This window comes from Cellulomonas fulva, assembly GCF_018531375.1.
Lineage (GTDB): Bacteria > Actinomycetota > Actinomycetes > Actinomycetales > Cellulomonadaceae > Cellulomonas > Cellulomonas fulva.
This window is the reverse complement of the sequence record NZ_JAHBOH010000001.1, coordinates 793,206-819,466: the sequence shown is the minus strand read 5'-3', so window position 1 is coordinate 819,466 and position 26,261 is coordinate 793,206. Positions and strand designations below refer to the sequence as shown.

Annotated in this window: 23 protein-coding genes; 12 read left to right on the top strand and 11 right to left on the bottom strand. The window is 73.7% G+C overall.

What is annotated here, in order from left to right; genetic code table 11:
* Positions 1–75 precede the first annotated feature (75 nt).
* From KIN34_RS03560 to KIN34_RS03550, 3 genes are all read left to right on the top strand, one after another.
* Positions 76–1,053 (top strand): helix-turn-helix transcriptional regulator, encoded by a 978-nt coding sequence (locus tag KIN34_RS03560; RefSeq protein WP_214346755.1) that lies wholly within the window; start codon positions 76–78, stop codon positions 1,051–1,053.
* On the top strand, positions 1,050–1,670 hold the full coding sequence (locus tag KIN34_RS03555) for a YdeI/OmpD-associated family protein (RefSeq protein WP_214346753.1): 621 nt from the start codon (positions 1,050–1,052) through the stop codon (positions 1,668–1,670). Before KIN34_RS03560 ends, KIN34_RS03555 begins: the two co-directional genes overlap by 4 nt.
* 102 nt (positions 1,671–1,772) lie before the next feature.
* Positions 1,773–2,390, top strand: a complete 618-nt coding sequence (locus KIN34_RS03550) for a maleylpyruvate isomerase N-terminal domain-containing protein (RefSeq protein WP_214346752.1) — start codon at positions 1,773–1,775, stop codon at positions 2,388–2,390.
* A gap of 30 nt (positions 2,391–2,420) precedes the next feature.
* On the opposite strand, the gene KIN34_RS03545 is transcribed toward KIN34_RS03550, so the two are convergent.
* From KIN34_RS03545 to KIN34_RS03525, 5 genes are all read right to left on the bottom strand, one after another.
* Entirely contained in the window at positions 2,421–3,560 is a 1,140-nt protein-coding gene (locus tag KIN34_RS03545) for a hypothetical protein (RefSeq protein ID WP_214346750.1), read from the bottom strand.
* A 21-nt stretch (positions 3,561–3,581) separates the two neighbouring features.
* Entirely contained in the window at positions 3,582–3,998 is a 417-nt protein-coding gene (locus KIN34_RS03540) for a peptidase inhibitor family I36 protein (protein ID WP_214346748.1), read from the bottom strand.
* Positions 3,999–4,257: 259 nt separating this feature from the next.
* Complete coding sequence (locus tag KIN34_RS03535) at positions 4,258–4,623, bottom strand: hypothetical protein (RefSeq protein ID WP_214346746.1); 366 nt, start codon at positions 4,621–4,623, stop codon at positions 4,258–4,260.
* Positions 4,624–4,754: 131 nt separating this feature from the next.
* A complete protein-coding gene (locus KIN34_RS03530) occupies positions 4,755–5,054 on the bottom strand; it encodes a YtxH domain-containing protein (protein WP_214346744.1) in 300 nt (99 codons plus the stop codon).
* 89 nt (positions 5,055–5,143) lie between these two features.
* Positions 5,144–6,094, bottom strand: a complete 951-nt coding sequence (locus tag KIN34_RS03525) for a ribose-phosphate diphosphokinase (protein WP_214346742.1) — start codon at positions 6,092–6,094, stop codon at positions 5,144–5,146.
* A 439-nt stretch (positions 6,095–6,533) separates the two neighbouring features.
* On the opposite strand from KIN34_RS03525, the gene KIN34_RS03520 reads away from it, so the two are divergent.
* A complete protein-coding gene (locus tag KIN34_RS03520) occupies positions 6,534–11,243 on the top strand; it encodes a beta-L-arabinofuranosidase domain-containing protein (protein ID WP_214346739.1) in 4,710 nt (1,569 codons plus the stop codon).
* Between the two features lie 64 nt (positions 11,244–11,307).
* On the opposite strand, the gene KIN34_RS03515 is transcribed toward KIN34_RS03520, so the two are convergent.
* Positions 11,308–11,823 (bottom strand): gluconokinase, encoded by a 516-nt coding sequence (locus KIN34_RS03515; protein WP_307858069.1) that lies wholly within the window; start codon positions 11,821–11,823, stop codon positions 11,308–11,310.
* Between the two features lie 52 nt (positions 11,824–11,875).
* On the opposite strand from KIN34_RS03515, the gene KIN34_RS03510 reads away from it, so the two are divergent.
* Positions 11,876–13,156 carry an MFS transporter gene (locus KIN34_RS03510; RefSeq protein ID WP_214346736.1) on the top strand — a complete coding sequence of 427 codons (1,281 nt, stop codon included), beginning with the start codon at positions 11,876–11,878 and terminating at the stop codon, positions 13,154–13,156.
* Between the two features lie 493 nt (positions 13,157–13,649).
* Complete coding sequence (locus KIN34_RS03505; protein ID WP_214346733.1) at positions 13,650–13,964, top strand: hypothetical protein; 315 nt, start codon at positions 13,650–13,652, stop codon at positions 13,962–13,964.
* Between the two features lie 32 nt (positions 13,965–13,996).
* Here KIN34_RS03505 and KIN34_RS03500 read toward each other — a convergent pair whose 3' ends face one another.
* Positions 13,997–14,683: a response regulator gene (locus KIN34_RS03500; protein ID WP_214346730.1), complete on the bottom strand. Its 687-nt coding sequence runs from the start codon at positions 14,681–14,683 to the stop codon at positions 13,997–13,999.
* Complete coding sequence (locus KIN34_RS03495) at positions 14,680–16,002, bottom strand: sensor histidine kinase (RefSeq protein WP_214346728.1); 1,323 nt, start codon at positions 16,000–16,002, stop codon at positions 14,680–14,682. Before KIN34_RS03495 ends, KIN34_RS03500 begins: the two co-directional genes overlap by 4 nt.
* Positions 16,003–16,211: 209 nt before the next feature.
* Between KIN34_RS03495 and KIN34_RS03490 the strand changes: the two genes are divergently transcribed.
* Both KIN34_RS03490 and KIN34_RS03485 read left to right on the top strand, forming a co-directional pair.
* Positions 16,212–16,820 carry a M15 family metallopeptidase gene (locus KIN34_RS03490; protein ID WP_214346725.1) on the top strand — a complete coding sequence of 203 codons (609 nt, stop codon included), beginning with the start codon at positions 16,212–16,214 and terminating at the stop codon, positions 16,818–16,820.
* 282 nt (positions 16,821–17,102) lie between these two features.
* Positions 17,103–18,596: a non-reducing end alpha-L-arabinofuranosidase family hydrolase gene (locus KIN34_RS03485; protein ID WP_214346723.1), complete on the top strand. Its 1,494-nt coding sequence runs from the start codon at positions 17,103–17,105 to the stop codon at positions 18,594–18,596.
* A 53-nt stretch (positions 18,597–18,649) separates the two neighbouring features.
* Here KIN34_RS03485 and KIN34_RS03480 read toward each other — a convergent pair whose 3' ends face one another.
* Complete coding sequence (locus KIN34_RS03480; protein WP_214346720.1) at positions 18,650–19,615, bottom strand: phosphotransferase family protein; 966 nt, start codon at positions 19,613–19,615, stop codon at positions 18,650–18,652.
* A 9-nt stretch (positions 19,616–19,624) separates the two neighbouring features.
* A complete protein-coding gene (locus KIN34_RS03475) occupies positions 19,625–20,914 on the bottom strand; it encodes an MFS transporter (RefSeq protein ID WP_307858068.1) in 1,290 nt (429 codons plus the stop codon).
* A 124-nt stretch (positions 20,915–21,038) separates the two neighbouring features.
* Between KIN34_RS03475 and KIN34_RS16665 the strand changes: the two genes are divergently transcribed.
* Positions 21,039–21,338, top strand: coding sequence for a GNAT family N-acetyltransferase (locus KIN34_RS16665; protein WP_307858067.1), 300 nt, complete (start codon positions 21,039–21,041; stop codon positions 21,336–21,338).
* Positions 21,339–21,386: 48 nt separating this feature from the next.
* Positions 21,387–22,403 carry a LacI family DNA-binding transcriptional regulator gene (locus tag KIN34_RS03465; protein WP_214346714.1) on the top strand — a complete coding sequence of 339 codons (1,017 nt, stop codon included), beginning with the start codon at positions 21,387–21,389 and terminating at the stop codon, positions 22,401–22,403.
* 22 nt (positions 22,404–22,425) lie between these two features.
* Here KIN34_RS03465 and pgm read toward each other — a convergent pair whose 3' ends face one another.
* Positions 22,426–24,108: a phosphoglucomutase (alpha-D-glucose-1,6-bisphosphate-dependent) gene (pgm, locus tag KIN34_RS03460; protein ID WP_214346712.1), complete on the bottom strand. Its 1,683-nt coding sequence runs from the start codon at positions 24,106–24,108 to the stop codon at positions 22,426–22,428.
* A 132-nt stretch (positions 24,109–24,240) separates the two neighbouring features.
* On the opposite strand from pgm, the gene KIN34_RS03455 reads away from it, so the two are divergent.
* Together KIN34_RS03455 and KIN34_RS03450 are read left to right on the top strand one after the other, a co-directional pair.
* A complete protein-coding gene (locus KIN34_RS03455) occupies positions 24,241–25,065 on the top strand; it encodes a DUF5926 family protein (protein WP_214346709.1) in 825 nt (274 codons plus the stop codon).
* A gap of 225 nt (positions 25,066–25,290) precedes the next feature.
* Positions 25,291–25,998, top strand: coding sequence for a methylated-DNA--[protein]-cysteine S-methyltransferase (locus KIN34_RS03450; protein WP_214346706.1), 708 nt, complete (start codon positions 25,291–25,293; stop codon positions 25,996–25,998).
* Positions 25,999–26,261 lie beyond the last annotated feature (263 nt).

Here is a 26,261-nt window from a genome sequence, read left to right as displayed (position 1 = left end):
CGGATCGGTCGGTCCTCCGGACGGTAGGAAGGAACGTGGACGGAAGATGTCCGGGTCGGCTGCCAGACTCGAGACGTGCAGCACGATCCGACCGGCAGGGTGCTGGCGCTGCTCTCGCTGCTGCAGAGCCACCGCCTCCGGAAGTCCGCCGAGCTCGCGGCCACCCTCGGGGTGACCGAGCGCACGCTGCGGCGCGACCTCGACCGCCTCCGCGACCTCGGGTACCCGGTCGACGCCGTCCCCGGTCGGTACGGCGGCTACCGCCTCGCGGTGGGCGCGCACCTGCCGCCGCTGGTCCTCGACGACGAAGAGGCGGTCGCCGTCACCGTCGGGCTGCGGTACGCGGCCGAGGCCGCGATCGACGGCATGGCGGAGACCTCGCTCCGCGCGGTGACGACGATCGAGGCGCTCCTCCCGCAGCGGCTGCGCGGCCGGGTGTCCGCGCTCCGGTCGCGCGTCTCCTCGGTGCCGCGGACCGACGACGAGCTCGTCGACCCCGAGGCGCTCGGCGTGCTCCCCGCCGCGTGCCGTGACCACGAGCTGGTGCGCTTCCGCTACCGGCGCGGCGACGGCGACGACGCCGAACGGGTCGTGGAGCCGTACCAGCTCGTCACCGCGGGTCGGCGCTGGTACCTCGTCGCGTGGGACCGGGACCGCGACGACTGGCGCACGTTCCGGCTCGACCGCCTGCGGGAACCGCGCCTCGAGGGCCGACGGTTCGTGCCGCGCGAGGTCCCCGGGGGTGACGCCGCGCTCGTCGTCGCCCGTGCGATCGGCTCGACCCCGCGGGACACCGAGGCGACGCTCGTCGTGCGCGCCGCGCCCGCCGACCTCGCGGACGTGCTCCGCTGGGTCGAGCACAGCGTCGTCGAGCAGCGCGCCCGGACGACCACGATCCGCGTCCGCGGTGAGGACGAGGGCCGCCTCGCCCTCACCGTCGCCCGGATCGCCCTGGTCGCCCCGCTGACCGTGGTCGACCCGCCGCGGCTCGTCGTCCTCGTCGACCAGCTCGCCCGCCACCTGTCCGATGCGCCCGCCCCGGAGGAACGATGACCACCGACGACGCCGTGCCGCCCGTCTCCGACCACCCCGCGACGTGGAAGTTCGACTACCCGGTCGTCCACGTGGAGAGTCGTGCGCAGTGGCGCGACTGGCTGACGGAGCACGCCGGCACGGCCCGCGGCGTCTGGCTCTGCTCGTGGCGCACGCCCACCGGCCGGCCGCGGTGCCCCTATCCCGACGCGGTGGAGGAGGCCATCTGCTTCGGGTGGATCGACTCGACGACCACCGTCCTCGACGAGGACCGCGGCCTGCAGCTGTTCACGCCCCGGCGCGCCAAGAGCGCGTGGACCCGGCTCAACCGCGAGCGCGCCGCCGAGATGGAGCGGCGCGGCCTGATGACCGCGGGCGGCAGGTCGGCGATCGACGCCGCGATCGCCAACGGCTGGTGGACGATCTCCGACCAGGTCGAGGACCTCGTCGAGCCGCCCGAGCTCGCGGCCGCGCTCGACGGCGCCCCGGAGGCCCGGCAGCACTGGGACCGCTTCCCGCCCAGCGCCCGCAAGCAGATGTTGTGGTGGATCGTCAGCGCGGCCCGCGACGCGACGCGCGAGACGCGGATCGCCCACGTCGTCGCCGAGGCCGCCACCGGGCGCCGCGCGCGCGGCTGACACGACGTCGGTCCCGCTGCCCGCGCGACGGCGGTGCCACTCCCGCGCCAGCGCGCGTGGCGACCGTCGCGGCCCGGGCGTGGCGGTTCCTATGCTGCGCAGATGGAGAGCTGGTCAGCGACGCGGACGACGTTCGCCGAGGCCGCCGGGTGGTACGTGCGCACGGTGGCCCGGGTCGGGGGGCGGTGGGAGGCGCCGGGGCTCGGCGTCTGGGACGTGCGCGCGCTCGTCGGGCACACCAGCCGTTCGCTGCTCACCGTGGAGCAGTACCTGCAGGTGCCCGCGACGACGGTCGACGTGCCCAGCACGGCGGCGTACTACCGGGCGACGCGCTCGATGTCGGCCGGTGAGGAGGTCGCCGAGCGCGGCCGTGCGGCCGGCCGCGCGCTCGGGGACGACCCGGCCGACGAGGTCGCGAGGATCGCCACGCGCGTCGTCGCCCTGCTCGACGGGACCCCCGGCACGCAGACCCTGACCACGCTGGCCGGCGGCATGCGGCTGGCCGACTACCTGCCGACCCGGACGTTCGAGCTCGTGGTCCACACGCTCGACCTGGTCGCGGCGCTCGGCGAGACGGACGAGCCGGAGCCGCCCGCAGCCGCCGCCGCGCAGGCGCTGCGCGTGGTGGCCGACCTCGCGGTCGAGGACGGGCGCGCGGGTGCGCTGCTGCTGGCCGCGACCGGGCGTGCCGCCCTGCCCCCGGGCTTCACCGTGCTGTAGTGCGACGGGCCTGGGCACGGACCCGCTGCGCTACGGGTTGGCGCCGATCGCCGGGACCCAGGCGCTCGAGACCAGCACGCGGACCGCGTCGACCACCGGCCTGGCGCCGAACTCCGCGGGGTCGCGGCGCACCGACTCGGTGCCGATCAGCCGCCCGCTCTCGGGGTCGGCGATCAGGACGCCGACGGTCCAGAGGTCGCCGTCCTCGCTGCCGACGTACGCGAACGCCTCGCCGGTCCGGCCCTGCCGGTCGACGACCTCGCCGAGCGAGCGCACCGCGTCGTCCTCGGACAGCGCGGCCCAGAACGCCGCGTCGACCTGCCCCGGGACCACGAGCTGGGTCGCGAGCTCGGCGTACTGGTCCGCCACGCAGCGGGTGGCCGCGATGCCGTCGCACACGCCGTCGGGGTAGAAGGCGAGCAGGGCCTCCCGCAGCGCGGCCGGCTCGCGGGGCAGCACGTCGACCGCGTCGGGCTGCGCCGTGCCCGCGGGCAGGTCGTCCTGGGAGCGCGTCTCCTCCTCGTCGACCCCCCGCGGCAGCACCAGGCTGCCGGAGTGCTCGAACCCGCCGCCCCGGACCTCGTCGCCGCGGAAGGCGCCGTCGGCGGCGACCCAGGTGGTCCGGTGGACCGGGGAGTTGAAGGTCGTGAGCTCGTCGTCCTCGTCGACCATGCGGCTGGTGAACCAGTTGAGCGTCTCGACCCGCTGCACCGTCTCGTCCGCGGCGGGCACGGGGTCGAGGCGTGCAGCGGCGGTGTCCGCGAGCTCCAGGAGCGCGTCGCGCGCGGGAGCGCCGCCGCCGGCGACGACGGCCTGGGGCGCGCCCTGCGTGTAGTGCAGCATCGGCGGCTCGGCTGCGAGCGCGGGACCCTGCGAGCCGATCATCGGGCCGATCACGATCCCGAGGACCGCGACGACGCACGCGGCGACGGCGAGGGTCAGCCTCCGGGTGGTCTGGCGTCCGCGCGCACGTCCGGTCGCGGTGACCCGGGTCGCGGTGACCACGTGCAGGCGGCCGGAGCCGAGGACGCGCGCGAGGACGGCGCCGTCGCGCGCCTCGTCGTACGCGTCCTCGGGCTCGACACCCGCGGTCGCGTCCGCCGGCGCGCCGAGGACGGCCCGCAGGTACGCGACGTCGTCGGCGGGCCGCCCCTCGTCATCCCGCCGCACGGCAGCCCCCGCAGGCCGTGCTCAGCAGGAGGTGGTCACGAGCAGACGCATCGATCCGGCCGCGACCGAGGTGCTGCTGCGCACCGCGCCGGGCGGGATGCAGGTCCAGCTCCCCGTGCCGTCCGAGTCGGCGAACACCCGTGCGGCGTAGACCGACCGGTTGCGCAGCGAGCGTGCCGTGTCGATGTTCGTGGCCTCCCACGAGCGGGACTCCGTGGACGCGAAGGCTCCCCCGAAGCTCGCCGAGGACCACACGCAGACGTGCCCGTACGGGCACTGCCCGATGCTCGCGATGCCCACGCCGCCGTCCGCGCTCACCGCGTCGTCGGCCGCCGCAGCCGGGCTCGTCGGACCCGCGGCCCAACCCAGCGCCAGCAGCGCGGCGAGGAGGACCAGGACGGCGGGGCGATTCGCCCGGATCGGGAGGAAGGGGCTCATGACCCTGCATCATTCCAGGCCGAGCCGACAGTCGCGTGTACGTCAACCGGCCCTCCCGACCTGCCCTGTCAGGGTGATTCACGCGGCGGCGCCGGCGTGACGTGAACGCGCGAGCGCGAGAGGCCCCTTGTCTCCCGCGCCCGCGCAGCGGACGACGTCCCCCTCCGGTGCCGTCCTGCTACCCCTACATCCGCTGGGCCCCCAGCGATGTCACGGGCGACTGATGTGATCTAGGTCACATGGTGTCCCCCCAGGGCGGTCAGGCGACGCCGATGCCGAGCCGGACGACGGCCTCCTGCTGGCCCGTGGCGCGCGCGAGCGCGGAGACGAGCGTGTCGACGACCTCCCACGGGTCGGGCAGGGGCTCCGGCTCACCCGTGCGCTCCGCGGAGACCCACCGGTGCACCAGCGTCGGCGCGTGGACCCCGGGCTGCCCGGCGCTGGCCCCGAGGAGCTCGCGCGCGTCCGCCTCGGCGCCGCACCAGGCGGTGCGCCGGCCCAGGGCACGGCCGTGCTCGTCGGAGGCGAGGTACGCGACGCCCCACTCGCGCGCGAACGTGCCCGCCTGCGGCGCGGGCGCCAGGACCGTGACGGTCGCCAGCCGCGTGCCGGTCACGGTGCGCACGGGCAGGACGCGCCGTGCCGGTCGGCTCCCCCGCCGTCTGCGTGCTCTCAGCTCCCTCGCCATGCCCTCACGTACGGCAGGGCGAGCGCGAAGTTCAGGAACTCGGCACTACGAGATGGCCACGAGAACGGCTACGCGATCGGCCGGGACGTGTCCGGCTCGACGACGACGGTCGGCTCGTCGGGCTCGCTGTGCCCCGGCATCGCGGCGCGCGCGGCGTCGACCGCCTTGTCCTTGAGCGCGGTGCCCTGGTCCTTGGCGAACTGCTTGGCCTGCTCCTCGACGTCCTGGACGTAGGACTGCACCTTCGGGTGCCGCCACACGTCGCCGGCCTTCTCGCCGGCCTTGCCGAGCATCTCGCGTCCCCGGCGCGTGGCCAGCAGGTACCCCACACCGACCCCGGCGACGAACGTCGTGACCTTCCCGCTCATGGCGACCACCTCTTCCCGCGTCGGACGTTCCGACGACCCTAACCACGCCGGCCGCGGCGCGCGCGGCCAGCCGCGAGGGGCCCGCGCGGTCAGACCTCGCCGTGGTCGAAGAGGGCGGACACCGACTCGCCGGAGTGGATGCGGCGCACGGCCTCGGCGAACGCCGGCGCCACGCCCAGGACGGTGACGCGGTCGTCGTCGGCCAGGCCGTCGTGCGGCACGGTGTCGGTGCACACGATCGTGTCGACGCGGCCCGTCGCCGTGATCCGGTCCAGCGCGCCGTTGGAGAAGATGCCGTGCGTGCAGGCGACCTGGATGCGCCGCGCCCCCGCGCGGTCGAGGAGGTCAACGATCGCGACGATCGTGGAGCCGTTCGCGATCTCGTCGTCGAGCACGATCACGTCCCGGCCCGCCACGTCGCCGATGACGGTGGAGATGGTGACGGCGTCGCCGTCGAGGCGCTCCTTGGAGCCCGCCGCGACGGGCGTGCCGAGCATCCGCGCGAACGCGGTGGCGTTCTTGGCGTTGCCGAGGTCCGGGGACACGACGGTGGTCTGCGCGAGGTCCTGCAGGGAGAAGTGGGTCGCCAGCTCGTGCAGCGCGTGCAGCTGGTCGGTCGGCACGCGGAAGAACGCGTGCACCTGCGGCGCGTGCAGCGTCATGGTCAGGATCCGGTCCACGCCGGCGGTGGCCAGCAGGTCCGCGACCAGGCGGCCGCCGATGGAGATGCGCGGCGCGTCCTTCTTGTCCGAGCGTGCGTAGGCGAAGTGCGGCATGACGGCCGTGATCCGGCGCGCCGAGGCGCCACGTGCCGCGTCGATCATGAGCAGGAGCTCCATGAGGTTCTCCTGCACCGGCGCGACGATCGGCTGCACCAGGAACACGTCGCGCTCGCGGCAGTTCTCGAGCAGCTGGACCTGCAGGCAGTCGTTGGCGAACCGCTGCAGCCGCGACGGGCTCAGCGGTACCCGCAGGTGCTCGCACATCCCGGCGGCGAAGCTGCGTCCCGCCTGACCCGCGAACACCCTGATCTTCGCCACTCTGGCGAGGCTACCCGTGCGGCCTCCGGGACGGGGTTCCGCTTCCGCTGTGTGAGCGTTAACATCACGCCTACGTCGTACCGGGGGACCGGACGACGACCGCCGGGGACGGCGGGAGCACGTGCGACGGAGCACGCGCCGCAGCGGTGAGCAGCCTCGCCGCGACGGACGTCACCGCCGCCGGGCGTGATCAGGTCCGCGAACCGGCTGCCACCGGGGACGCGGTCGTCGGGGTCGTCCGCCTCCGGCACGGCACCGTCGCCGTCGTCGGACCGATTCGACCTCACCGGGACGGCACGTCGTCGTCGGCGCGCCGCACCCCAGCAGCTCGACCCCCTTGCCCGGTGCAGGGGACCTCCGCACTCCTGCACCGACCCGGCGCTGCCACGCCGGGACCCCGCGGTCCGCCGCGGTCCACCACACCTTGGAGAGGTTGGACATGCCCCACGAGACCCGCCGACGCACGCTGCGCCGGCTCGTCGCGGCCGGCGTCATCGGCCCGTTCCTGGCCGCCGGGAGCCTGGCTCCGGCGGACGCCGCGGAACCGGCGCTCAGCGACCCCGTGCTCGACCTGCCGTTCGAGCAGAGCGTCGCCGACGCCGGCCCGCTGGCCCACCCCACGGAGCTGAAGGGGACGCTCAGCCAGGAGTACGTCGAGGGCGTCGAGCCGGGGACGCACGCGCTGCAGCTCAAGGGCGGCACGTACCTGGACCTCGGCACCAGCAGCGCGCTGCAGCCGCAGGACCTGACGCTGTCGTTCTGGGTCCGCCCGACGAGCACGTGGTCCGGCGAGCAGGTCTTCACGTGGAACAAGACGACGTGGAACAGCGACGGCTGGTACGTCGCGTCGGAGAGCAACGCGTCGCCGCTCGCGGTCTCGATCGGCCCCGCGACCAGCGGCAACAACCAGCCCTACATGGTGACCGTCGCGTCGCAGGACCGGGCCTCGTTCATGCCGGTCGGCCAGTGGACGCACCTGGCGGTGACGTACGACCACACGACGAAGGCCGTGACGATCTACCGCAACGGCCGCGCGGTCGACACGACGGTCCGCTACCCCTACGGCGGCAGCAACGGCGCCACGGGGGTGCTCGGCACCAGCGCGGGCGCCAAGACGATCGGGTTCAACGGCCCGGTCTACAACGGCTCGTTCCTGAACGCGACGCTCGACGAGTACCGCGTGTACGACGAGGCCGCGACGGCCGGGCAGGTCGAGGCGCTGTTCGTGGAGCACGGCGACCTGCAGGCCGTCGCGCAGCAGGACGCGGACGGCCTGACGGTCCCCGAGCAGGTGACGCTGGGCGTGGTCCTCCCGACGAAGGCCTCCGGCGGCTCCGACGTCGCCTGGACCTCGTCGGACCCCGCCGTCCTGAGCGAGACCGGCGTGGTGCACCGTCCCGGCGCGGACGAGCCCGACGCGGTCGTCACCCTCACCGCGAGCGTGTCCTACCTGGGCGGCCCGGCCGTGACCCGGACGTTCACCGTCACCGTGCCGGCCGACACCACCGAGTCGACGCTGCAGGACAGCGGCCTGGACACGCTGCTGCTCCAGGACGACTACCTGGAGAACGCCGCGGCGAAGGAGCACGAGTACCTGCTCAGCCTGAGCTCGGAGAAGTTCCTCTACGAGTGGTACCGGAACGTCGGGCTCACGCCGACCACCGACTCGGGCTACGGCGGCTGGGAGCGCGCGGACGTCACCAACTTCCGCGGGCACGCGTTCGGCCACTACATGTCCGCGCTGTCGCAGTCCTACGGGGCGACGACCGACGCGACGACGAAGGCGGGCCTGCTGGCCGAGATCGAGGACGCGGTCGCCGGCCTGACGCTGGTGCAGGACACCTACGCCACGCAGCACCCGGCGAGCGCCGGGTACGTCTCGGCCTTCCCGGAGAGCGCGCTGAACGCGGTCGACGGCACGGGGACGACGACCGACAAGGTCCTGGTCCCCTGGTACAACCTGCACAAGGTGCTGGCGGGGCTGCTCGACGTCCACGAGTACGTGGGCGGCGAGACGGGTGACGCGGCGCTCGACGTCGCCCAGCAGTTCGGCGAGTACGTCTACCGTCGGATCTCCGCGCTGTCGAACAAGTCGATCATGCTGCGCACCGAGTACGGCGGCATGAACGAGGCGCTGTACGAGCTGTACGACCTCACCGACGACCCGCACATCAAGGTCGCCGCCGAGGCGTTCGACGAGACGGCGCTGTTCGACCTGCTCGCCGGCGGCAACGACGTGCTCTCCGGCAAGCACGCGAACACGACGATCCCCAAGCTCATCGGGGCGCTCAAGCGGTACACGGTGTTCACGCAGGACCCGGAGAAGATGGCGACGCTGACGCCCGCCGAGGTGGCGGACCTGGAGTCCTACCGCGACGCTGCGGAGAACTTCTGGCAGATCGTCGTCGACGACCACACCTACGCGACCGGCGCGAACAGCCAGTCGGAGCACTTCCACGACCCGGACTCGCTGCACGAGTTCGCCACGCAGCAGGGCGAGACGGGCGACGCCCAGACCGCCGAGACCTGCAACGAGTACAACATGCTCAAGCTGACGCGCGAGCTGTTCAAGCTCACCAAGGACGTCAAGTACGCGAACTTCTACGAGAACACGTTCATCAACACGATCCTGGCGTCGCAGAACCCGGAGACGGGCATGACGACGTACTTCCAGCCGATGGCGGCGGGGTACGACCGGATCTACTCGATGCCGTACACCGAGTTCTGGTGCTGCACCGGCACGGGCATGGAGAACTTCTCCAAGCTCGGCGACTCGATGTACTTCACCGACCGCCGCTCGGTCTACGTCACGATGTTCTTCTCCTCGCGGTTCGACTACGCCGAGCAGAACCTGCGCCTGACGCAGGAGGCGAACCTGCCGACCGACGACACGGTGACCTTCCGCGTCGCGGCGATCGACGGCGACGAGGTCGCCGAGGGCACCACCCTGCGGCTGCGCGTGCCGCAGTGGATCGACGGCGACCCGACGCTCACCGTCAACGGCGAGACCGTGACGCCGCAGGTGCGGGCCGGCTTCGTCGTGCTCGAGGACGTCGCCGCGGGTGACGAGATCACCTACCGGATGCCGATGACCGTCCAGGCGCACGCGACCGAGGACAACGCGACGTGGGTCGCGTTCTCCTACGGGCCCGTCCTGCTCTCGACGAGCCTGGGCTCGTCGAACCTGAACGCGTCGCAGACGGTCGGCGTCGGGGTGCGCGTGGCGCGCGTCGACCCGTCGGCGCAGACGGCGATCACGGTCGCCGAGGGCACGCCGGAGGAGTGGCTCGCCGACCTCGAGGACAACCTGGTGCGCGTCGCCGACAGCGCCGACGGCCAGGTGCGGTTCGAGCTGCGGAACACCACCGACGGCGAGGACCTGCTCTTCACGCCGCACTACCGGCGGCACGGCGAGCGGTACGGGCTGTACCTGTACGTCGAGTCGCCCGACGGCCCGCAGATGCAGGCCCGCATCCTCGCCGCCAAGCAGGAGCTGCGCGACGACGAGATCGCCGTGGACGGCATCGACAACTTCGACGCCAACAACGCGGAGGCGGAGAAGGGACTGAAGACGGGCGGCACCGGGACGTCGCAGGTCGGCGTCTGGAACGGCCGGCAGTACCGCGACGCGTACGCGGGCGGCTGGTTCAGCTACGACCTGGAGATCGACCCGAGCTCGCCGACCGGCTACCTGCGGGTCCGCTACTTCGGCGGCGACAACGGGCGCTCGTTCGACGTCTACGTCAACGACGTCAAGCTCAAGACGGTCACGGTCTCGAACGCGCAGGGGGCGTCCTCGTTCTACTTCGACGACACGCTCCTGCCGGCCTCGGCGCTCGAGGTCGGGCCGGGCACGCGCTACAAGAAGGACGTCAACGGGAACTTCGTGCTCGACGAGAACGGCGCGAAGATCCCGGTCGTCACCGTGCGCTTCCAGTCCACGGGCGGCCTCGTCGGCGGCGTGTTCGGCGCGTACGTGCTCCGGACCACGGACTACGGGACGGACCCGGAGCTGGCGGCGCTGTCCTTCGACACCGGCGACCTCGCGCCCGCGTTCTCGCCGACGCGCTCGTCGTACACCCTCACGGTCCCGCCGGGGACGACGAGCGTGCGCATGTCCGCGACGCCGCACACGCCCTCCGGGCTGGTGTACGTCGGCGACGTGCTGATCGACGACACCGTCCCGCGGACCGTCCGCCTCGAGGAGGACGGCACGACGAGCCTGACGCTCGTGGCCAAGGCGCAGGACCACAGCACGGCCGCGCCGTACGTGGTGACCGTCGTCGAGCGGGCCGTCGGCACCGACGCGAGCCTCAAGGCGCTGACCGTCGACGGGTCGGCCGTGCCCGGGTTCGCCCCGGACGTGCACGAGTACGCGGTGCAGACCGCCACCGGCACGGCGGTCGTCGAGGCGCTGGCGACCGACCCGGCCGCGAGCGTCGCGGTGGCGCCGCGGGACTCGTCGGGCGCCTACGTCGTCACCGTGACGGCCGAGGACGGGACGACGACCGCGACGTACCGCGTGGTCGTCTCCAAGCTCGCGCCGGTCACCAGGACGGCGTCGACGACGACCGTGAGCGTCTACCGCACCGTGCGGTACGGCGCGACGCACACCGTCAAGGTCAAGGTCGTGGCGAAGGACGGCTCGGCCGTCTCCGGCAAGGCGACCGTGACCGTGCGCAAGGCGGGCAAGGCGGTGCAGGTCCGCCAGGTCACGCTCACCAAGGGCGTCGGCTCGGTGAGGCTCAGCCGGCTGGCCGTCGGCCAGTATTCGGTGCAGGCCACCTACGCCGGCTCGTCGACGGTCAAGGCCTCGTCGGGGATCGCGACCACCCAGGTCGTCAAGGCGAAGGCGACCGTCACGGCCACGCTCGACCGGACCACGGTCAAGGCGCGCACCGGGACGGCGAAGCTGGCCGTCACCGTGCGCACGCCCGCGGGCGTCACGCCCACCGGCAGCGTGAAGGTGCAGATCGTCAAGGGCGGCAAGGTGCTCCGCACGCAGGGCGTCAAGCTCTCCGGCGACAAGGCCACGGTCACGCTGAAGAACCTGACGGTGACGGGCACGTACACCGTCAAGGTCAGCTACGGCGGCTCGACGACGCTGGCCACGGCGACGGCGAAGCCGCTCACGCTGCGGGTCGTCTGATCACCGCGAGGTCGTGAGATCCGGTGCGAGATCGTCAGAGGTTCCTGACGATCTCGTGCCGGACTCACGACCTCGTCGGCGTCTCGCCGGTGAGGGCGGCCAGGGCGGCGGTGGCCGTCGCCTCGGCCGTGGGACCGCAGGGGACGACGAGCGCGCCCTCGTCGGGCGTCGGCGGCTCGAGGGTCGCGAGCTGGCTGGCGAGGAGCGCGGGCGGCATGAAGTGGCCCGTGCGCGCGGCCATCCGGCGCGCGAGCTCGTCGGGCGGCACCACCAGGTGCAGGAACGTGACGCCGCCGCGCGCCTGCCGCAGCACGTCCCGGTAGGCGCGGCGCAGCGCCGAGCACGCCACGACGACGTCCAAGCCGGCCCGCGCGTGCTGGTCGAGGACGTCCCGGATCGCGACCAGCCAGGGCGCGCGGTCCGCGTCGGTCAGCGGCAGGCCGGCGCGCATCCGCTCGACGTTGGACGGCGGGTGCAGCTCGTCGCCCTCGACGAACGGCCGGCCGAGCGCGTCCGCGACCAGGCGGCCCACGCTTGTCTTGCCCGTCCCCGAGACCCCCATGACCACGACGTGCGTCACATCTGCTCCTCTCGAGAACGGTCCTCCGAACAGCCGAACCTAGACTGCGCCGGTGCGGTCCCTCGTCGTCGACACGACGCCCCTGCGCATCAGCCCCGACTTCCGACGGCTCTGGTGGGGGCTGTCGGTCTCCCAGCTGGGCACGCAGCTCACGGTCGTCGCGGTGGGGCTGCAGGTCTACGCCATCACCGGCTCGACGCTCAGCGTCGGCGTGCTCGGGATGTTCGCGTTCGTGCCGCTCGTGGTCTTCGGGCTGTACGGCGGCGCGATCGTCGACCACTACGACCGGCGGAAGGTCGCGCTGGTCGCGAGCGCGGTGAGCTGGGTCGCGATCCTGGTGCTCGCGGTGCAGGGCTGGGCGGGCAACGAGCACGTCGGGACGCTGTACGCGTTGACCGCGATCCAGTCCGGCGCCAACGCGGTCAACTCCCCGGCGCGCTCCGCGATCATCCCGCGCCTGCTCGGGCCGAGGTACATGCCGGCCGCCAACGCGCTGCAGGCGATCGGCTTCCAGACCGCGCTCATGGTCGGCCCGCTCGCGGGCGCCGGGCTCGCGTCGCTCGACTACGGCCTCGCGTACACCGTCGACGCGGCGCTGTTCACGTTCGCCCTCGCCGCGGTCTTCCGGCTCCCGCCCGTGGTCCCCGAGCCGTCGGACTCCCGACGAGCGCGCGTCGGCCTCGGGTCCGTCGTCGACGGCCTGCGCTACCTGGGCACGCAGCCGAACCTGCGGATGACCTTCGCGGTCGACCTGTGCGCGATGATCCTGGCGATGCCGCGCGTCGTGTTCCCGGCCGTCGGCATCTGGTACCTGGGCGGCGGCGAGACCACCACGGGCATCCTCACCGCCGCGCTCGCGGTCGGTGCCGTCACGTCCGGTCTGCTGTCCGGCGGCCTCGCGCGCGTGCGCTGGCAGGGCCGCGTCATCACGTGGGCGATCACCGGGTGGGGGCTGTCCGTCGTCGGCTTCGGGCTGGTGCTCGTGCTCGTCGGACGGGACCGCCCCGACCACGTGCTGTGGGGCGCGCTCGCGATCGCGTGCTGCACGCTCGTCGCGGCCGGCGCGTCCGACGAGGTCAGCGCGATCTTCCGGCAGACCATCCTGCAGACCGCGACGCCCGACGACATGCGCGGCCGGCTGCAGGGCGTCTTCATCGTCGTGGTCGCCGGCGGCCCGCGCCTGGGCGACATGTTCATCGGGTCGGTCTCCGGGGCGGTCGGCGAGGCGTGGGCCGTGGTGATCGGCGGCCTGCTGTGCGTCACGCTGCTCTGGCTCCTGGTCCGCACGCAACGCACCTTCTGGCGCTACGACGCCCACCACCCCACGCCATGATGAGCTCGATGCAACGCGTGCCCAGATCCGCACAGATCGCCTCCCGCATCGGACCTTGCGTCAGGGCACTTCGGTCCGCCGGTAGCCTTGTCCGTTCGACCCGTCGGTGCTAAATCGCGCACAGATCTTGAGTCGAAGGGGGGCGCCATGTGGCGTAGACGTTCTTCAGGAGTGGTTGCGATTGTGCTCATGTCGACGATGTGGGCGGCCGCAGCCGTCGGGTCAGAAGTAAACACAGAGTTCCCCGCACCCTGCGGCACCTCTACCTCGGCGGTAGCGAGCGAACTCGATCTCGAGAGCGCGGAGATTCCGTCCCAGACGACCCTACGGACGGGGCCAGATACACGTGGTACGTCCCGGCCTGAGGGTCGGGAGGCGTCGGCTGCGGACTCTGGAAGGGTCGGAACGTCGTGACCAGCACGGCTCCCGCGGGCATTGCGCCAAATGGCGTCGTCTTCTCCAGTAAGCGCGACGCGTGTCTGGGGACATGAGCATGGCACCCCTCGGCCATCCTGAGCTGTCGCGTGTCCCCGAGGGGCCGGAGGCGGACGTGAGCCCTGACGTCTTCGTGACGTACCTCAGGGGGAGCGGCGCGCTCGACACCGTGACTGAAGAGACGACCTACCTGTTCCGTGGAGTACCGGACGCTCTTCAGGTGACGGCGTGGGCGCAGGCCAACGTTCCGGACGGTCTGCTGCTGGCGGAGGTCACGGTCCTTCCAGCTGGAACGTCTCGACGCGCGCGAATCTGGTTCTTGAGGCCAGACACGCCGTGGTCCCGCGAGGTCAGTGCGGACTTCACCTACTGACGAGAACTCATCCCAGCGGGCGGGCCGCGTCGTCAGCCGCCGGCGCGGACCAGGCCGGACTCGTAGGCCGCGACGACGAGCTGCGTGCGCGTGGTGCAGTCGAGCTTGCGCAGCAGCGCGTGCACGTGCGCCTTGACGGTCGCCTCGCCGACGCCCAGCTCGGTCGCGACGTCGGTGTTGGAACCACCGCGCGCCACCGCGAGCAGCACCTCGCGCTCGCGCTGCGTGAGGGTCTCGACCGCGGCGGCCAGCGGCGCCGCGGGGCCCTGCTGCCCCACGCCCCACGTACGCCACTGGCCCACCACGAGGCCGGTGACCTTGGGGTCGAGCACGCTCTCGCCGCGTCGCACGCGGTGGACGGTCTCGACGAGCGTCGCGGGGTCGGCGTCCTTGAGCAGGAAGGCGTGCGCGCCCGCGCGCAGTGCTCCGGTGACGTACTCCTCGTCGTCGAACGTGGTGAGCACGACGACGCGCACGTCGGCCAGGTCCGGGTCGCTGCGGATGCGCCGGGTCGCCTCGACACCGTCCGTTCCGGGCATGCGCACGTCGAGCAGCACGACGTCCGGGCGGCGCTCGCGGACGACGTCGACCGCCGCGGCACCGTCGCCGGCCTCGCCGACCACGGTCAGGTCGTCCTCGTGGTCGAGGATCATCCGCAGGCCCATGCGGATGGTCGGCTGGTCGTCGACGACCACGAGCCGGAGGGGTGCCGGGGTCACGCGAGGACCTCCGGGACGACGAGCCGGACGCGCCACCCGCCGTCCTCGGCCGGCCCGGCAGGTCCGACGACGAGCGTTCCCCCGCTGGCCGCCGCGCGCTCGCGCATGTGCGGGATGCCGTTGCCGCCGGTGCTCGGCCCGGCCGGGCGGGGCGGGCCGGGATCGTGCACGTCGAGGACCAGCGTGCCGTCGCGGCTGGTGAGGCGGACGGTCGCGGTGGGGGCCGCGGAGTGCACCAGCACGTTGGTGAGCGCCTCCTGCGCGACGCGGACCACCGCGAGCGCGGTCGCGGGCGAGCACGCCGGGGGCCGCTCGGGCAGGTCGGCCGTCACGTGCAGGCCCGCCGCGCGCACGCGCTCGACCACCTGCGGCAGCGCGTCGAGGTCCGGCGTCGGGGCCATGGGGGCGGAGTCGTCGTCCGCGGCCCGGAGGACGCGCACCACCGAGCGCATGGCGTCGAGCGCCTCGCGGCCGGCCGGGGCGATCCACCGGACCGCCTCGCGCGGTGCGTCGTGCTGGGCGTCCGCGACCCGGTCCGCGGCCTGCGCCCGGACCACGATCGCGGAGACGTGGTGCGCCACCACGTCGTGCAGCTCGCGCGCGATGCGGGTGCGCTCGTCGCGCACGGCCTCGGTGGCGCGGACCTCCTGGAGCGCGAGCAGCTCGGCGTTGCGCTCGGCGAGCTGGGCGGTGGTGACGTCGAGCCGGTGCAGCACGTGGCCCACGGCGGCGGTGGCCACCACGGAAGCCGCGACCACGAGCCCGAGCGACAGGTCGAACCGCGGCGACCAGTGCAGCGTGCTCAGCTCGCGGAACGCCCCCTCGATCCCCGCCAGGAGCACGAACCCGGACGCGAGGCCGACGGCGAGCGTCACCGGCAGCCGGTACGCACCCGCGCGCGTCGCGGCGAACACCACGACCAGCAGCGGCACCAGGTGGAGCGTGGACTGCAGCGCGCCGCCGCCCGTGGTCGTCGCGTAGACGATCGGGTACCCCACCGCGAGCAGCCAGAGGGCCCGCCGCGGACAGCGTCGGCGGAGCGCCAGCGCGAGCACCGTGCACCAGCATGCGGCCCAGTAGGTGCCGATGTGCACGGGCATCCAGTAGTCCCACCGCTCGACCACGGCGAGCGTGACCGCCGTCGCGAGCCCGACCGCTCCCGCCAGCGCGTAGTCCCGCCGGAACGGGCCACCGGCCTCGGCGCGCAGGAACCGCACGGGGTGCGGACGCCACGCCCGCGCCGGCCGGCGGCCCCGTCGCGCGGCACGCCGCGGCGGCGTCACCGGCCGCGCGGCTCGCGCGGGGAGCAGGGCTGCCACGGTCGCGACCCTACGCGCGCACCCGCGCCGGGCCGACGGTCCCGGGGCGGACCCGCCGGGTGGTCCGGTCTCCACCCTGGGGTGGACGCCGCCTCGCGTCCGTCCGCCGCCGGGAGAGGACCCGGCCGCCGGGGGGCGAGCGTCCGGGGTGGGCAGGTCCCGCCCGTCGTCCGACGACGCGCGCTCGTCGTCCCGGCAGCGTGGGACCCATGAGGACGACGGACACCGACCGGGCGCCGGAAGGCGTGCTGGCCGCGGCGCTGCGCCAGCAGCGCACCCGGCGGCGCAGGCGACGACGCGGTGCGGCCGGGGTCGTGCTCCTGGCGGCGGCCCTCGTGGCGCACCAGCAGGTGGGGGGAGGGCAGGAGGCGGACGCGGACACCGGGTCGCAGGGGGACCCGGTGCCCGCGACGTTCGCCCCCGCGGCGGGGCCGGCGGCGGACGGGCTGGACCCGGAGCTCGCGCAGCGGTTCCGGCGCGCGCAGAAGGCGGCCGCCCGCGACGGGGTGTCGCTGACGCTGACGTCGGGCTGGCGCTCGGCGGCCGAGCAGGCCGAGCTCGTGGACCAGACGATCGAGCGGTACGGCGACGAGGCGGAGGCGCACCGGTGGGTGCTCCCGCCGGAGACCTCCGCGCACGTGCAGGGGCTCGCGGTGGACGTGGGCGGGACCGAGGGCGCGCTGTGGCTGGGTGAGCACGGGTACGAGCTCGGGCTCTGCCGGGCGTACGCCAACGAGGTCTGGCACTTCGAACTGCTGCCGGACGGAGCGCAGCAGTGCCCGGAGATGGCCCCGGACTCCTCCGGCGGCTGGCGGTGAGGCGAGACGGGGTGCGGGTCGCGAGCCGGTCGCGGACGGGTCGGTCCCCGGCAGGGCGCCTAACTGTTTAGCGCGCGCCCGATCCGTTGTGGCTGATGGAGAACGTTGTCAACATCGTTATCAAGCCGCCGATATCAGCGCGGCTCAGCTCATACGGATGTGAACGCTCACACGCAGCGACCGTCGGCCGGTCCGGCGGAGCCCTCGAAGCGCCGCGACGACGCCGCGCTCTCGCGAGGCCCTGTCCGACGCACCCGGCGGCCCTCACGGAGGAGGCACGGCATGACAGGGTTCGGAACGCGCACGGCACCACGCCTGCGCAGCAGGTGGGCCGCGCTGGCCGCTGGCGCGGTGATGGTGGCGTCGGTCGGCGTGGTGGCGATGGGGTCGTCGGCGTCGGCGGCCGACGTGGACACCGGTGCGACGTACGTGCTGGTGAACCGGAACTCGGGCAAGGCGTTGGACGTCTACAACTTCTCGACGGCGGACGGTGCGCGCATCACGCAGTGGGCGCGCGGCAACGGGTCGAACCAGCAGTGGCGGTTCGTCGACTCGGGCAACGGGTACTACCGGGTGAAGTCGGTGCTGTCGGGCAAGGTGCTGGACGTCTACAACTTCTCGACGGCCAACGGGGCCCAGGTCGTGCAGTGGCCGGACCTCAACGGGGCGAACCAGCAGTGGAAGGTGACGGTCGCCAACGGGTACGCGACCTTGGTGAACCGGAACTCGGGCAAGGCGCTCGAGGTCCAGGGGGCGTCCACCGCCGATGGTGGCGCGATCGTGCAGTACGACAGCTGGGGCGGCGCCAACCAGCAGTGGCAGCTCGTCCCGCTCGGCGGCGGCACCACCACACCACCGCCCACGGGATCGTGCACGCTGCCCTCGTCGTACCGGTGGACCTCGTCGGGACCGCTCGCGACACCCAAGGCGGGGTGGGCCTCGCTGAAGGACTTCACGACGGCCGAGTACAACGGCCAGCACCTGGTCTACGCGACGACGCACGACTACGGGTCGAGCTGGGGGTCGATGAGCTTCGGCCTGTTCTCGAGCTGGTCCGACATGGCCTCCGCCACGCAGACCGGCATGAGCTCCGGGACCGTCGCGCCGTCGCTGTTCTACTTCGCACCGAAGAACATCTGGGTGCTCACCTACCAGTGGGGCCCGTCGGCATTCATGTACCGGACCTCGAGCAACCCGACGAACGCCAACGGGTGGTCGGCCGCGAGCACGCTCTTCTCGGGGTCGATCTCCGGCTCCGGCACGGGTCCGATCGACCAGACGGTCATCGGGGACGGCACGACCATGTACCTGTTCTTCGCCGGTGACAACGGCAAGATCTACCGGGCGAGCATGCCGATCGGGAGCTTCCCCGGCAGCTTCGGCTCCTCGTCGACGGTCGTCATGAGCGACACGACGAACAACCTGTTCGAGGCGCCGCAGGTCTACAAGGTCAAGGGCCAGAACCAGTACCTGATGATCGTCGAGGCGATCGGCGCCAACGGGCGGTACTTCCGCTCCTTCACCGCGACGAGCCTGTCCGGCTCGTGGACGCCGCAGGCGGCGACGGAAAGCAACCCGTTCGCCGGCAAGGCCAACAGCGGCGCGACCTGGACGAACGACATCAGCCACGGCGAGCTGATCCGGTCCAGCAACGACCAGACGATGACCGTCGACCCCTGCAACCTGCAGCTGCTGTACCAGGGGCGGTCGCCGAGCTCCGGCGGTGACTACGGCCTCCTGCCGTACCGCCCGGGCCTGCTGACGCTGCAGCGCTGACACCGCACGCGCCGGCCGGCCGCCATCCCGCGGGGTGGGGCCGGCCGGTGCGGCTACGCGAGCTCGTCGAGGGCGCGGGCGAGGTTGCGGCGGTTCGCCGCCGCGTACCCGGTGAGCCAGTCGCTCGGGGGGTAGGCGCGCGGGGCGGGCTCGACGGTCATCACGAGCGAGAGCCACAGGTGACCCAGGGCCAGCCGGGTCGGGACGTGCGGTGCGGTCAGGTCGTGGTGCGCGGCGAACGCGTCGGGGAGGCCGTCCCACATCGGGTCGGCGCCCACGAGGTCGAGGACCGGGTCGCCCCACAGCGCGCGCTCCGTGTCGATGATGCCGACCACCTCGCCGGTCGCGGGCTCGACGAAGACGTTGCCGGGCCACAGGTCGGTGTGGACCAGGCGCGGAGCCGTGACGGTGTCGAGCGCGTCCGCGTGCCGGGCGAGCGCCGCGCGGATCCGCTCGTCGGGCACGTCCACGCCCCAGTGGCGGGCGTCGGCGAGCAGCGTGCCGACCATCGCCGTGAACGCGGCCCGCCACGTGCCCGCCTGCAGCGCGGGCGACTGCGGGTAGCCGAACGCCTCGCCGGTCACGGTGCCCAGCCGGCCGACGAGCGCGCCGAGGTCCGACTGCGCGCGGCGTGTGCGCGCGTCCTCGTCGGGCGGACCGAAGCCCGCGTCCACCCACGGGACGCCGTCGAGGTGGGAGGCGACCACGACGTCGCCGGGGACCACCGCGCGGGTCAGGTCCGTGTGCAGCAGGCGCGGCATGAGCAGGTCCGGGCGCGCGCCGCCGAGGCCGTAGACGAGGGCCTCGGTGCGCAGCAGGTCGTGCTCGTGCGTGAGCAGCCGGTCGGTCGCGGCGGGTGCGGTCTTCACGACGACGCGCGTGCCGTCCGTGAGCGTCACGCGGTACGTCGTCGCGAAGAAGCCGCCCTCCAGGCGGATCGCCTCGCGGAGCTCGCCCACGGGGGCGACGAGGGTGCGCAGCGACTCGAGCGGAACCTCGGAGGTCAGCGTGACGGGCACGGCAGCACCCTAGGGCGTGCGCGGCTCGTCCTCGGCGGGTTCGTCGGACACGTCGTCCGGGTGGACCTGGTCCTGCGCGGGTGCGGGGACGTCGCCCTCGGCCGCGAGGTGCACCAGGTGCCGCGCGCGCAGCGTGCGCAGGGACGCGAGCGTCGCGACGAGCGCGGCCGCGCCGGCGAGCACCACCACCAGGAAGCCGCCGTGCGAGCCCTCGGCGTCGATCCGTACGCCGGCGATCGACGAGCCGATCGACACCCCGACGCCCAGCGACGTGCCGACCCAGGTGAGGCCCTCGGTCAGCCGGGCGGCCGGCACCAGCTCCTGCACCAGGCCGTTGCCGTTGATGAGCGTGGGCGCGATCGCGAAGCCGGTGACGAACATGACGGCCGCCAGCGCCGCCAGCGAGTGCACCAGCACGAACAGCGACACGCCCACCGCCAGCGCCACCATCCCGATGCCGAACCGCACCCACAGCGGCCGCACCCAGTGCCGCGCGCCGTACAGCAGGCCGGACACCAGCGAGCCCGCGGCGAACACCGCGAGGATGAAGCCCGCCGCGGACTTCTGGCCCGACTCCTCCGCGAACGCGACGGTCGACACGTCGGTCGCACCGAAGATCGTGCCCATCGCGAGGAAGACGACGATCAGCACCAGCATGCCGGGCGCGCGCAGCAGCGAGCCGCCACCCGTCGCCTGACGCGGGCTCGGCGCGGGCTCGGTGCGCCGCTGGGACAGGAACCACAGGCCGCCGAGCACCGTCGCCACGAGCGGCACGACGATCCCCGCGCTCGGTGCGACCGACGTCGCGAGCACGGTGGCCGCCGCGGGGCCGACGATGAACACGACCTCGTCGAGCGCCGACTCCAGCGAGTACGCGGTGTGCAGCGCGGCGGGCTCGCCCTTGAGGACCGCCGACCAGCGCGCGCGCACGAGCGAGCCGAACTGACCGCTCACGCCGCCCACGACCGCGGTGAGGAAGAGGACGGGCTCCGGCGCCCGGGTCATGAGCGCGATCACCAGCGCGGTCAGCCCGGTCGCGCAGATCGCGAGCGCGGGGAGCATCACCCGCGCCTGGCCGTGCCGGTCCACCAGGCGCGCGATGAGCGGCGCGGTGAGCGCGGACGTCACAACGAGCACGGCGGACACCTGACCGGCGAGCGCGTAGGAGTCGTAGATCCCGGAGACGGCCAGCACGATGCCGATGCCGACCATCGAGATGGGGAGTCGCGCGACCACCCCGGCGGCGGAGAACGCGAGAGCACCGGGCCGGGAGAGCACGTCACGGTACGGCGCCAGCACGCCCCCATCCTCCCACCGTCCGACCACCGCTCCAGCGCGTCCTCCGCGCCCGGCGCCCGGGTGCGGAGGGGTGCGGCCCCGGTCGGGGGGTGCGCGAGCGGGCCTGGACGGGCAAGGTGGGGCCGTGGACGTGGTGGAGGTACCGGACGGGTCGCGGTTCGAGGCGCGCGACGGCGAGCGCGTGCTCGGGTTCGCGGAGTACCACCGGGACGGGCGGACCGTGGTCTTCACGCACACCGAGGTGGGGCCGGAGCACGAGGGCCAGGGCGTGGGCGGCGAGCTGGTGCGCGGCGCGCTCGACGCGGTCCGCGACCGCGGTGACGACGTGGTCGCGCTGTGCCCGTTCGTCTCGGCCTGGATCGCGCGCCATCCCGAGTACCGCGACCTGCTGCGGGAGGCGGCGCCGGGCTCGTCGGGCGGCTGACGCGCGCCCGACTGTGACCGTTCCCGGTGAGGGCCTAGAGTGCCCCCGATGGCTTCGACACCCGCACCGCGCCGGCGGCCCACGATCCGCGACGTCGCGGCCGCGGCCGGGGTCTCGCGCGGCACGGTGTCCCGGGTCATCAACGGCGGTCACTGGGTCTCGCCGGAGGCGCTCGCGGCGGTCGAGGAGGCCATCCGCAGCACGGGTTACACGACCAACCAGCACGCGCGCAGCCTGGTCACCGGCCGGTCCAACTCGGTCGCGTTCCTGCTGACCGAGCCGCAGCACCTGCTGTTCGAGGACCCCAACTTCTCGATCCTGCTGCGCGGCGCCGCCCAAGAGCTCGCCGCGCGGGGCATGCCCCTGCTCCTCATGGTCGCCGGCACGCCCGCGGAGCAGACGCAGATGCTCGACTACGTGGGCGCCGGGCACGTCGACGGCGTGCTGCTCATCTCCTCGCACGCGGGCTCGCCGGTGCTGCGCTCGCTGGTCGAGCAGCAGATCCCGACCATCGCCTGCGGCATCCCGCTGGGCTTCGAGCAGCAGGTCGGCTACGTCGCGGCGGACGACCTGGGCGGTGCCCGCCGCATGACCCGCCACCTCATGGACCGCGGGCGCGAGCGCATCGCGATGATCACCGGCCCCATGGACACCCCGGGCGGCCGGCTGCGGCTGGAGGGCTACCGCCGGGAGCTCGGCGACCGGTTCGACGAGACGCTCGTCGTGCACGGCGACTACACGCGGGCGAGCGGGACGGTCGCGATGACCGAGCTGCTGGCACGGCGCCCGGACCTGGACGCCGTGTTCGCGGCCAACGACCTCATGGCCGCGGGCGCGATGGTGGTGCTGGCCGACGCGGGGCGGACCGTGCCCGACGACGTCGCGGTCGGTGGGTTCGACGACGCGGGCGTCGCGGTCACGGTGAACCCGCACCTCACGACGATGCGCCAGCCGTTCGAGCGGATCAGCGCGGAGATGGTGCGCCTGCTGCTCGAGGTGGTCGAGGGGCGCGAGCCCGCCGCGGTGACGCTCCCCGCGTCGCTCGTCGAGCGCGCCAGCACCTGACGCGCCCGACGAGCGTGCGCCCCTAGCCCTGGAGGGCGGCCGAGACCACGTCCTTCGCCTCGGCCTGGACCTGCGTGAGGTGCTCGGCGGAGACGAACGACTCGGCGTAGATCTTGTAGACGTCCTCGGTGCCGGACGGCCGCGCGGCGAACCACGCGTCGTCGGTGACGACCTTGAGCCCGCCGATGGCCGCGCCGTTGCCGGGCGCCTCGGTCAGCCGTGCGGTGATGGGGCTGCCCGCGAGGCTCGTCGCGGAGACCTGGTTCGGCGAGAGCGCCGCCAGACGGGACTTCTCCTCCCGCGTGGCGGCGGCGTCGATGCGGGCGTACCAGGACTCGCCCAGCTCGGCGACGAGCTCGCGGTGGTGCTCCGACGGCGACTTCCCGGTGGTCGCGAGGATCTCCGAGGCGAGCAGGCATGCGATGGGCCCGTCCTTGTCGGTGGTCCACACGGTGCCGTCCGTGCGCAGGAACGACGCCCCGGCGGACTCCTCCCCGCCGAACCCGACCGACGCGTCGATCAGGCCGGGGACGAACCACTTGAACCCCACGGGCACCTCGATCACCTGCCGGCCGAGCTTCGCGCCCACCCGGTCGATGAGCGACGACGAGACCAGCGTCTTGCCGATGCCCGCGGCCGCGGGCCAGCCCGGGCGCGCCCCGCCGTAGAGGTAGGAGATCATCACCGCGAGGTAGTGGTTCGGGTTCATCAGCCCGCCGTCGGGCGTGACGATCCCGTGTCGGTCGGAGTCCGCGTCGTTGCCGGTCGCGATGTCGTAGGGCGCCGGGCCGTCGCCCGCGGTCATGCGGTTGACCAGCGACGCCATCGCCGACGGCGACGAGCAGTCCATGCGGATCTTGCCGTCCCAGTCGAGCGTCATGAAGGACCAGCGGGGGTCGACGGTCGGGTTGACCACGGTCAGGTCCAGCCCGTACCGCTCGCCGATCACGCCCCAGTACTCGGCGACCGCGCCGCCCAGGGGGTCCGCGCCGATCCGCACGCCCGCGCCGCGGATCGCGTCGAAGTCGATCATGTTCGCCAGGTCGTCGACGTAGGCCGTGAGGTAGTCGTGGCGCTTGACCAGGTCGGACGTGATCGCACGCTCGTACGGCGTGCGGGGGACCTGCCGCCACCCGCCCGCCAGGAGCTCGTTGGCCCGGGCGGCGATGGGACCCGTCGCGTCGCTCCCCGCCGGGCCGCCGTGCGGCGGGTTGTACTTGAAGCCGCCGTCGGTGGGCGGGTTGTGCGACGGCGTCACGACGATGCCGTCGGCCAGGCCGGGGCCCTGGGTCCGCACGCCCTGCGACGTGCCCGCGCCGTTGTGCCGCAGGATCGCGAGGGACACCGCGGGCGTCGGGGTGTAGGAGTCCCGCGCGTCGACGTGCACCTCGACGCCGCCGGCGACCAGCACCTCGATCGCCGTCCGCTGCGCCGGCTCGGACAGCCCGTGCGTGTCGCGGCCGATGAACAGCGGCCCGTCCGTGCCCTGGGCCGCGCGGTACTCGACGATCGCCTGCGTGATCGCGACGATGTGCGCCTCGTTGAACGCCGTCCTGAACGACGAGCCGCGGTGGCCGCTGGTGCCGAACACGACCTGCTGCTCGGGGTCCGACGGGTCGGGCACGCCGTCGTAGTACGCGCCGACGAGCGCGTCGACGTCGATGAGGTCCTCGGGAAGGGCGGGGGTGCCGGCGCGCGGGTGCATGCCCCCATCCTTCCCCGCGCCACGCCCCGCGCGCACCCCCGGCCGCACCCCGACCTCGTCGTCTCTCGCCCACCGCGAGGCCGGAGGGTGGGTGGGCAGGGTCGTCGCGGGCCGGGCCGGTAGGCTCGCCGCATGGCCAAGGGATCTGTCGACTTCGTGCTGCGTCCGTTCGAGGGGCTGCCCGGTGAGCCCGACTGGGTCGCGCTCAAGGAGGTCGTCCCCGCGGCGACCGCACCGGCGCGCACGACGAAGGAGCACGGCGCCAAGGACGTGCTCGTCACCACGGTGCTGCCGCAGGCCTGGCCCGCGCTGCACCGCGCGGACGGCGTCGTCCTGCTGGCGCTGCAGACCGCGACGAGCTCGGGCGACGCGAGCCGCGACCTCGCGGCGGCGCTGCTCGAGGCGCTCGACGTCGAGCCCGGCACCGCGATCGAGACGGTCGGCCTGCCCGAGCCCGGCCCGCGCCTGCAGGACGTGCTCGACCTGGGCGTGCCGTTCGAGGTCACGGTCCACGACTCGTTCTCCTACTGGCTCGCGCCGGACGTAGAGCGGACCTCCGACCTCGAGGCCGCGATCGAGGACGCCGACGCCGGGATCATCGACACCGTCAAGATCGAGGCGGTCGAGTCCGCGTACTGGTGCCGCATGGGCGCCAAGGAGTTCGTCCGCTGGGCCCAGCCGCACGAGGAGCAGGTGGTCCTCGACGGCCTCGCTCGCCTGCACGCGAAGCGGGCCTCCGGCTTCGCGGACGGCAAGTTCATCGGCTACTTCCGCTCGAGCGGGCTCGTCGTCCCGGTGTGGGAGCTCGCCCGCGGGACCGAGGCCGACGAGGTCGAGGGCCCGATCGCGCAGTTCGCGCCGACGTTCGCCGAGGCGCTCGCCAGCACCGAGCCCCTGGACGCGAACGAGCGCCGCGCCCGCGCGGGCCTGGTCGCCCGCCAGGTGACCCTGCGCTGAACGCGTCCTGCTGAGTCCTTCCCGCTGAGTCCTTCCTGCTGGGCGCTTCCTGCTGGGCGCTTCCTGCTGGGCGCTTCCTGCTGGGCGCCCCCTGCGGGGTGCCGCCGAGGCCGGTCCGTCGTCGCACCCGGACCGACGGCTCACGATCCGGTGGGCCCCGGCGTCTACCTCGGGGCGGGTTCGTCGCCCGCGGGCGTGTGGGTGGGGGGAGGCAGGATGGCGGTCATGACGGGGACAGCGGCCGGTTTGCGAGTGGCCGAGGCGCGAGCGGCCGACGCGGACACCGGGGCCGAGGTCGCCGCGGCGGTGCACGCGGTCCTGGGCACGTCGCTCGGGGACGTCGTGCTCGCGGCGACGGTCGGGCCCGCGGGCGCGGCGATCACGCACCTCCGGCTCCCGCACGGCGACGGGTCGGCGGCCGGCCCGGGACCGGGGATGCGGGTGGACGTGGCCGACGAGCCCGTGCTCGCCGCGGCGGCCGAGCAGCTCACCGCGTACCTGGCCGGCGAGCTGCGGGAGTTCGACCTGCCGCTGGCCTACGCCGGCACGGACTTCCAGCGCCGGGTGTGGGACGGGCTGCGGCGCATTCCCTACGGCAGCACGACGACGTACGGCGACCTGGCCGCGACGCTCGGCCTGGACCCGCGGACCACGGCGCGGGCGGTCGGTGCCGCGAACGGCGCCAACCGGATCGCGGTCGTCGTCCCGTGCCACCGCGTGATCGGTGCGGACGGCACGCTCACGGGCTTCGCCGCGGGGGTGGAGCGCAAGCGGGAGCTGCTCGACCTCGAGGCGAGCGTCACCGGCGCCGCGACGCTGTTCGGCGGCGTCACCGCCTCCGGCCGCCCCCGTCCCCCGGGCTCCCGCGACGGCATCCGCGCCGCGCGCGGCACGCGTCCCCGGCGGCCGGTCGACAACCGCCGCCTCTTCTGACGTCCCGCCCGTGCGGCGGGCGGGTGACGGAGCCCCGACCGGGCGCCCGGCGGCCGCGGCGTCGATAGGCTGGCGCCCGTGACCCCCCGTCCATCGGCCGACCCCGCCCCCGAGGGGGACGAGACCCCCGCGACGAGGGGCCCGCTCCCCGCGCCGGACACCACGCCGGACACCACGTCGGACACAGCATCGGACGCCGCGTCGGACGCCACGTCGGACACCGGGCGCGGCGGCCCCGAGCGCCCGCGCCCCGGACGCGGCGG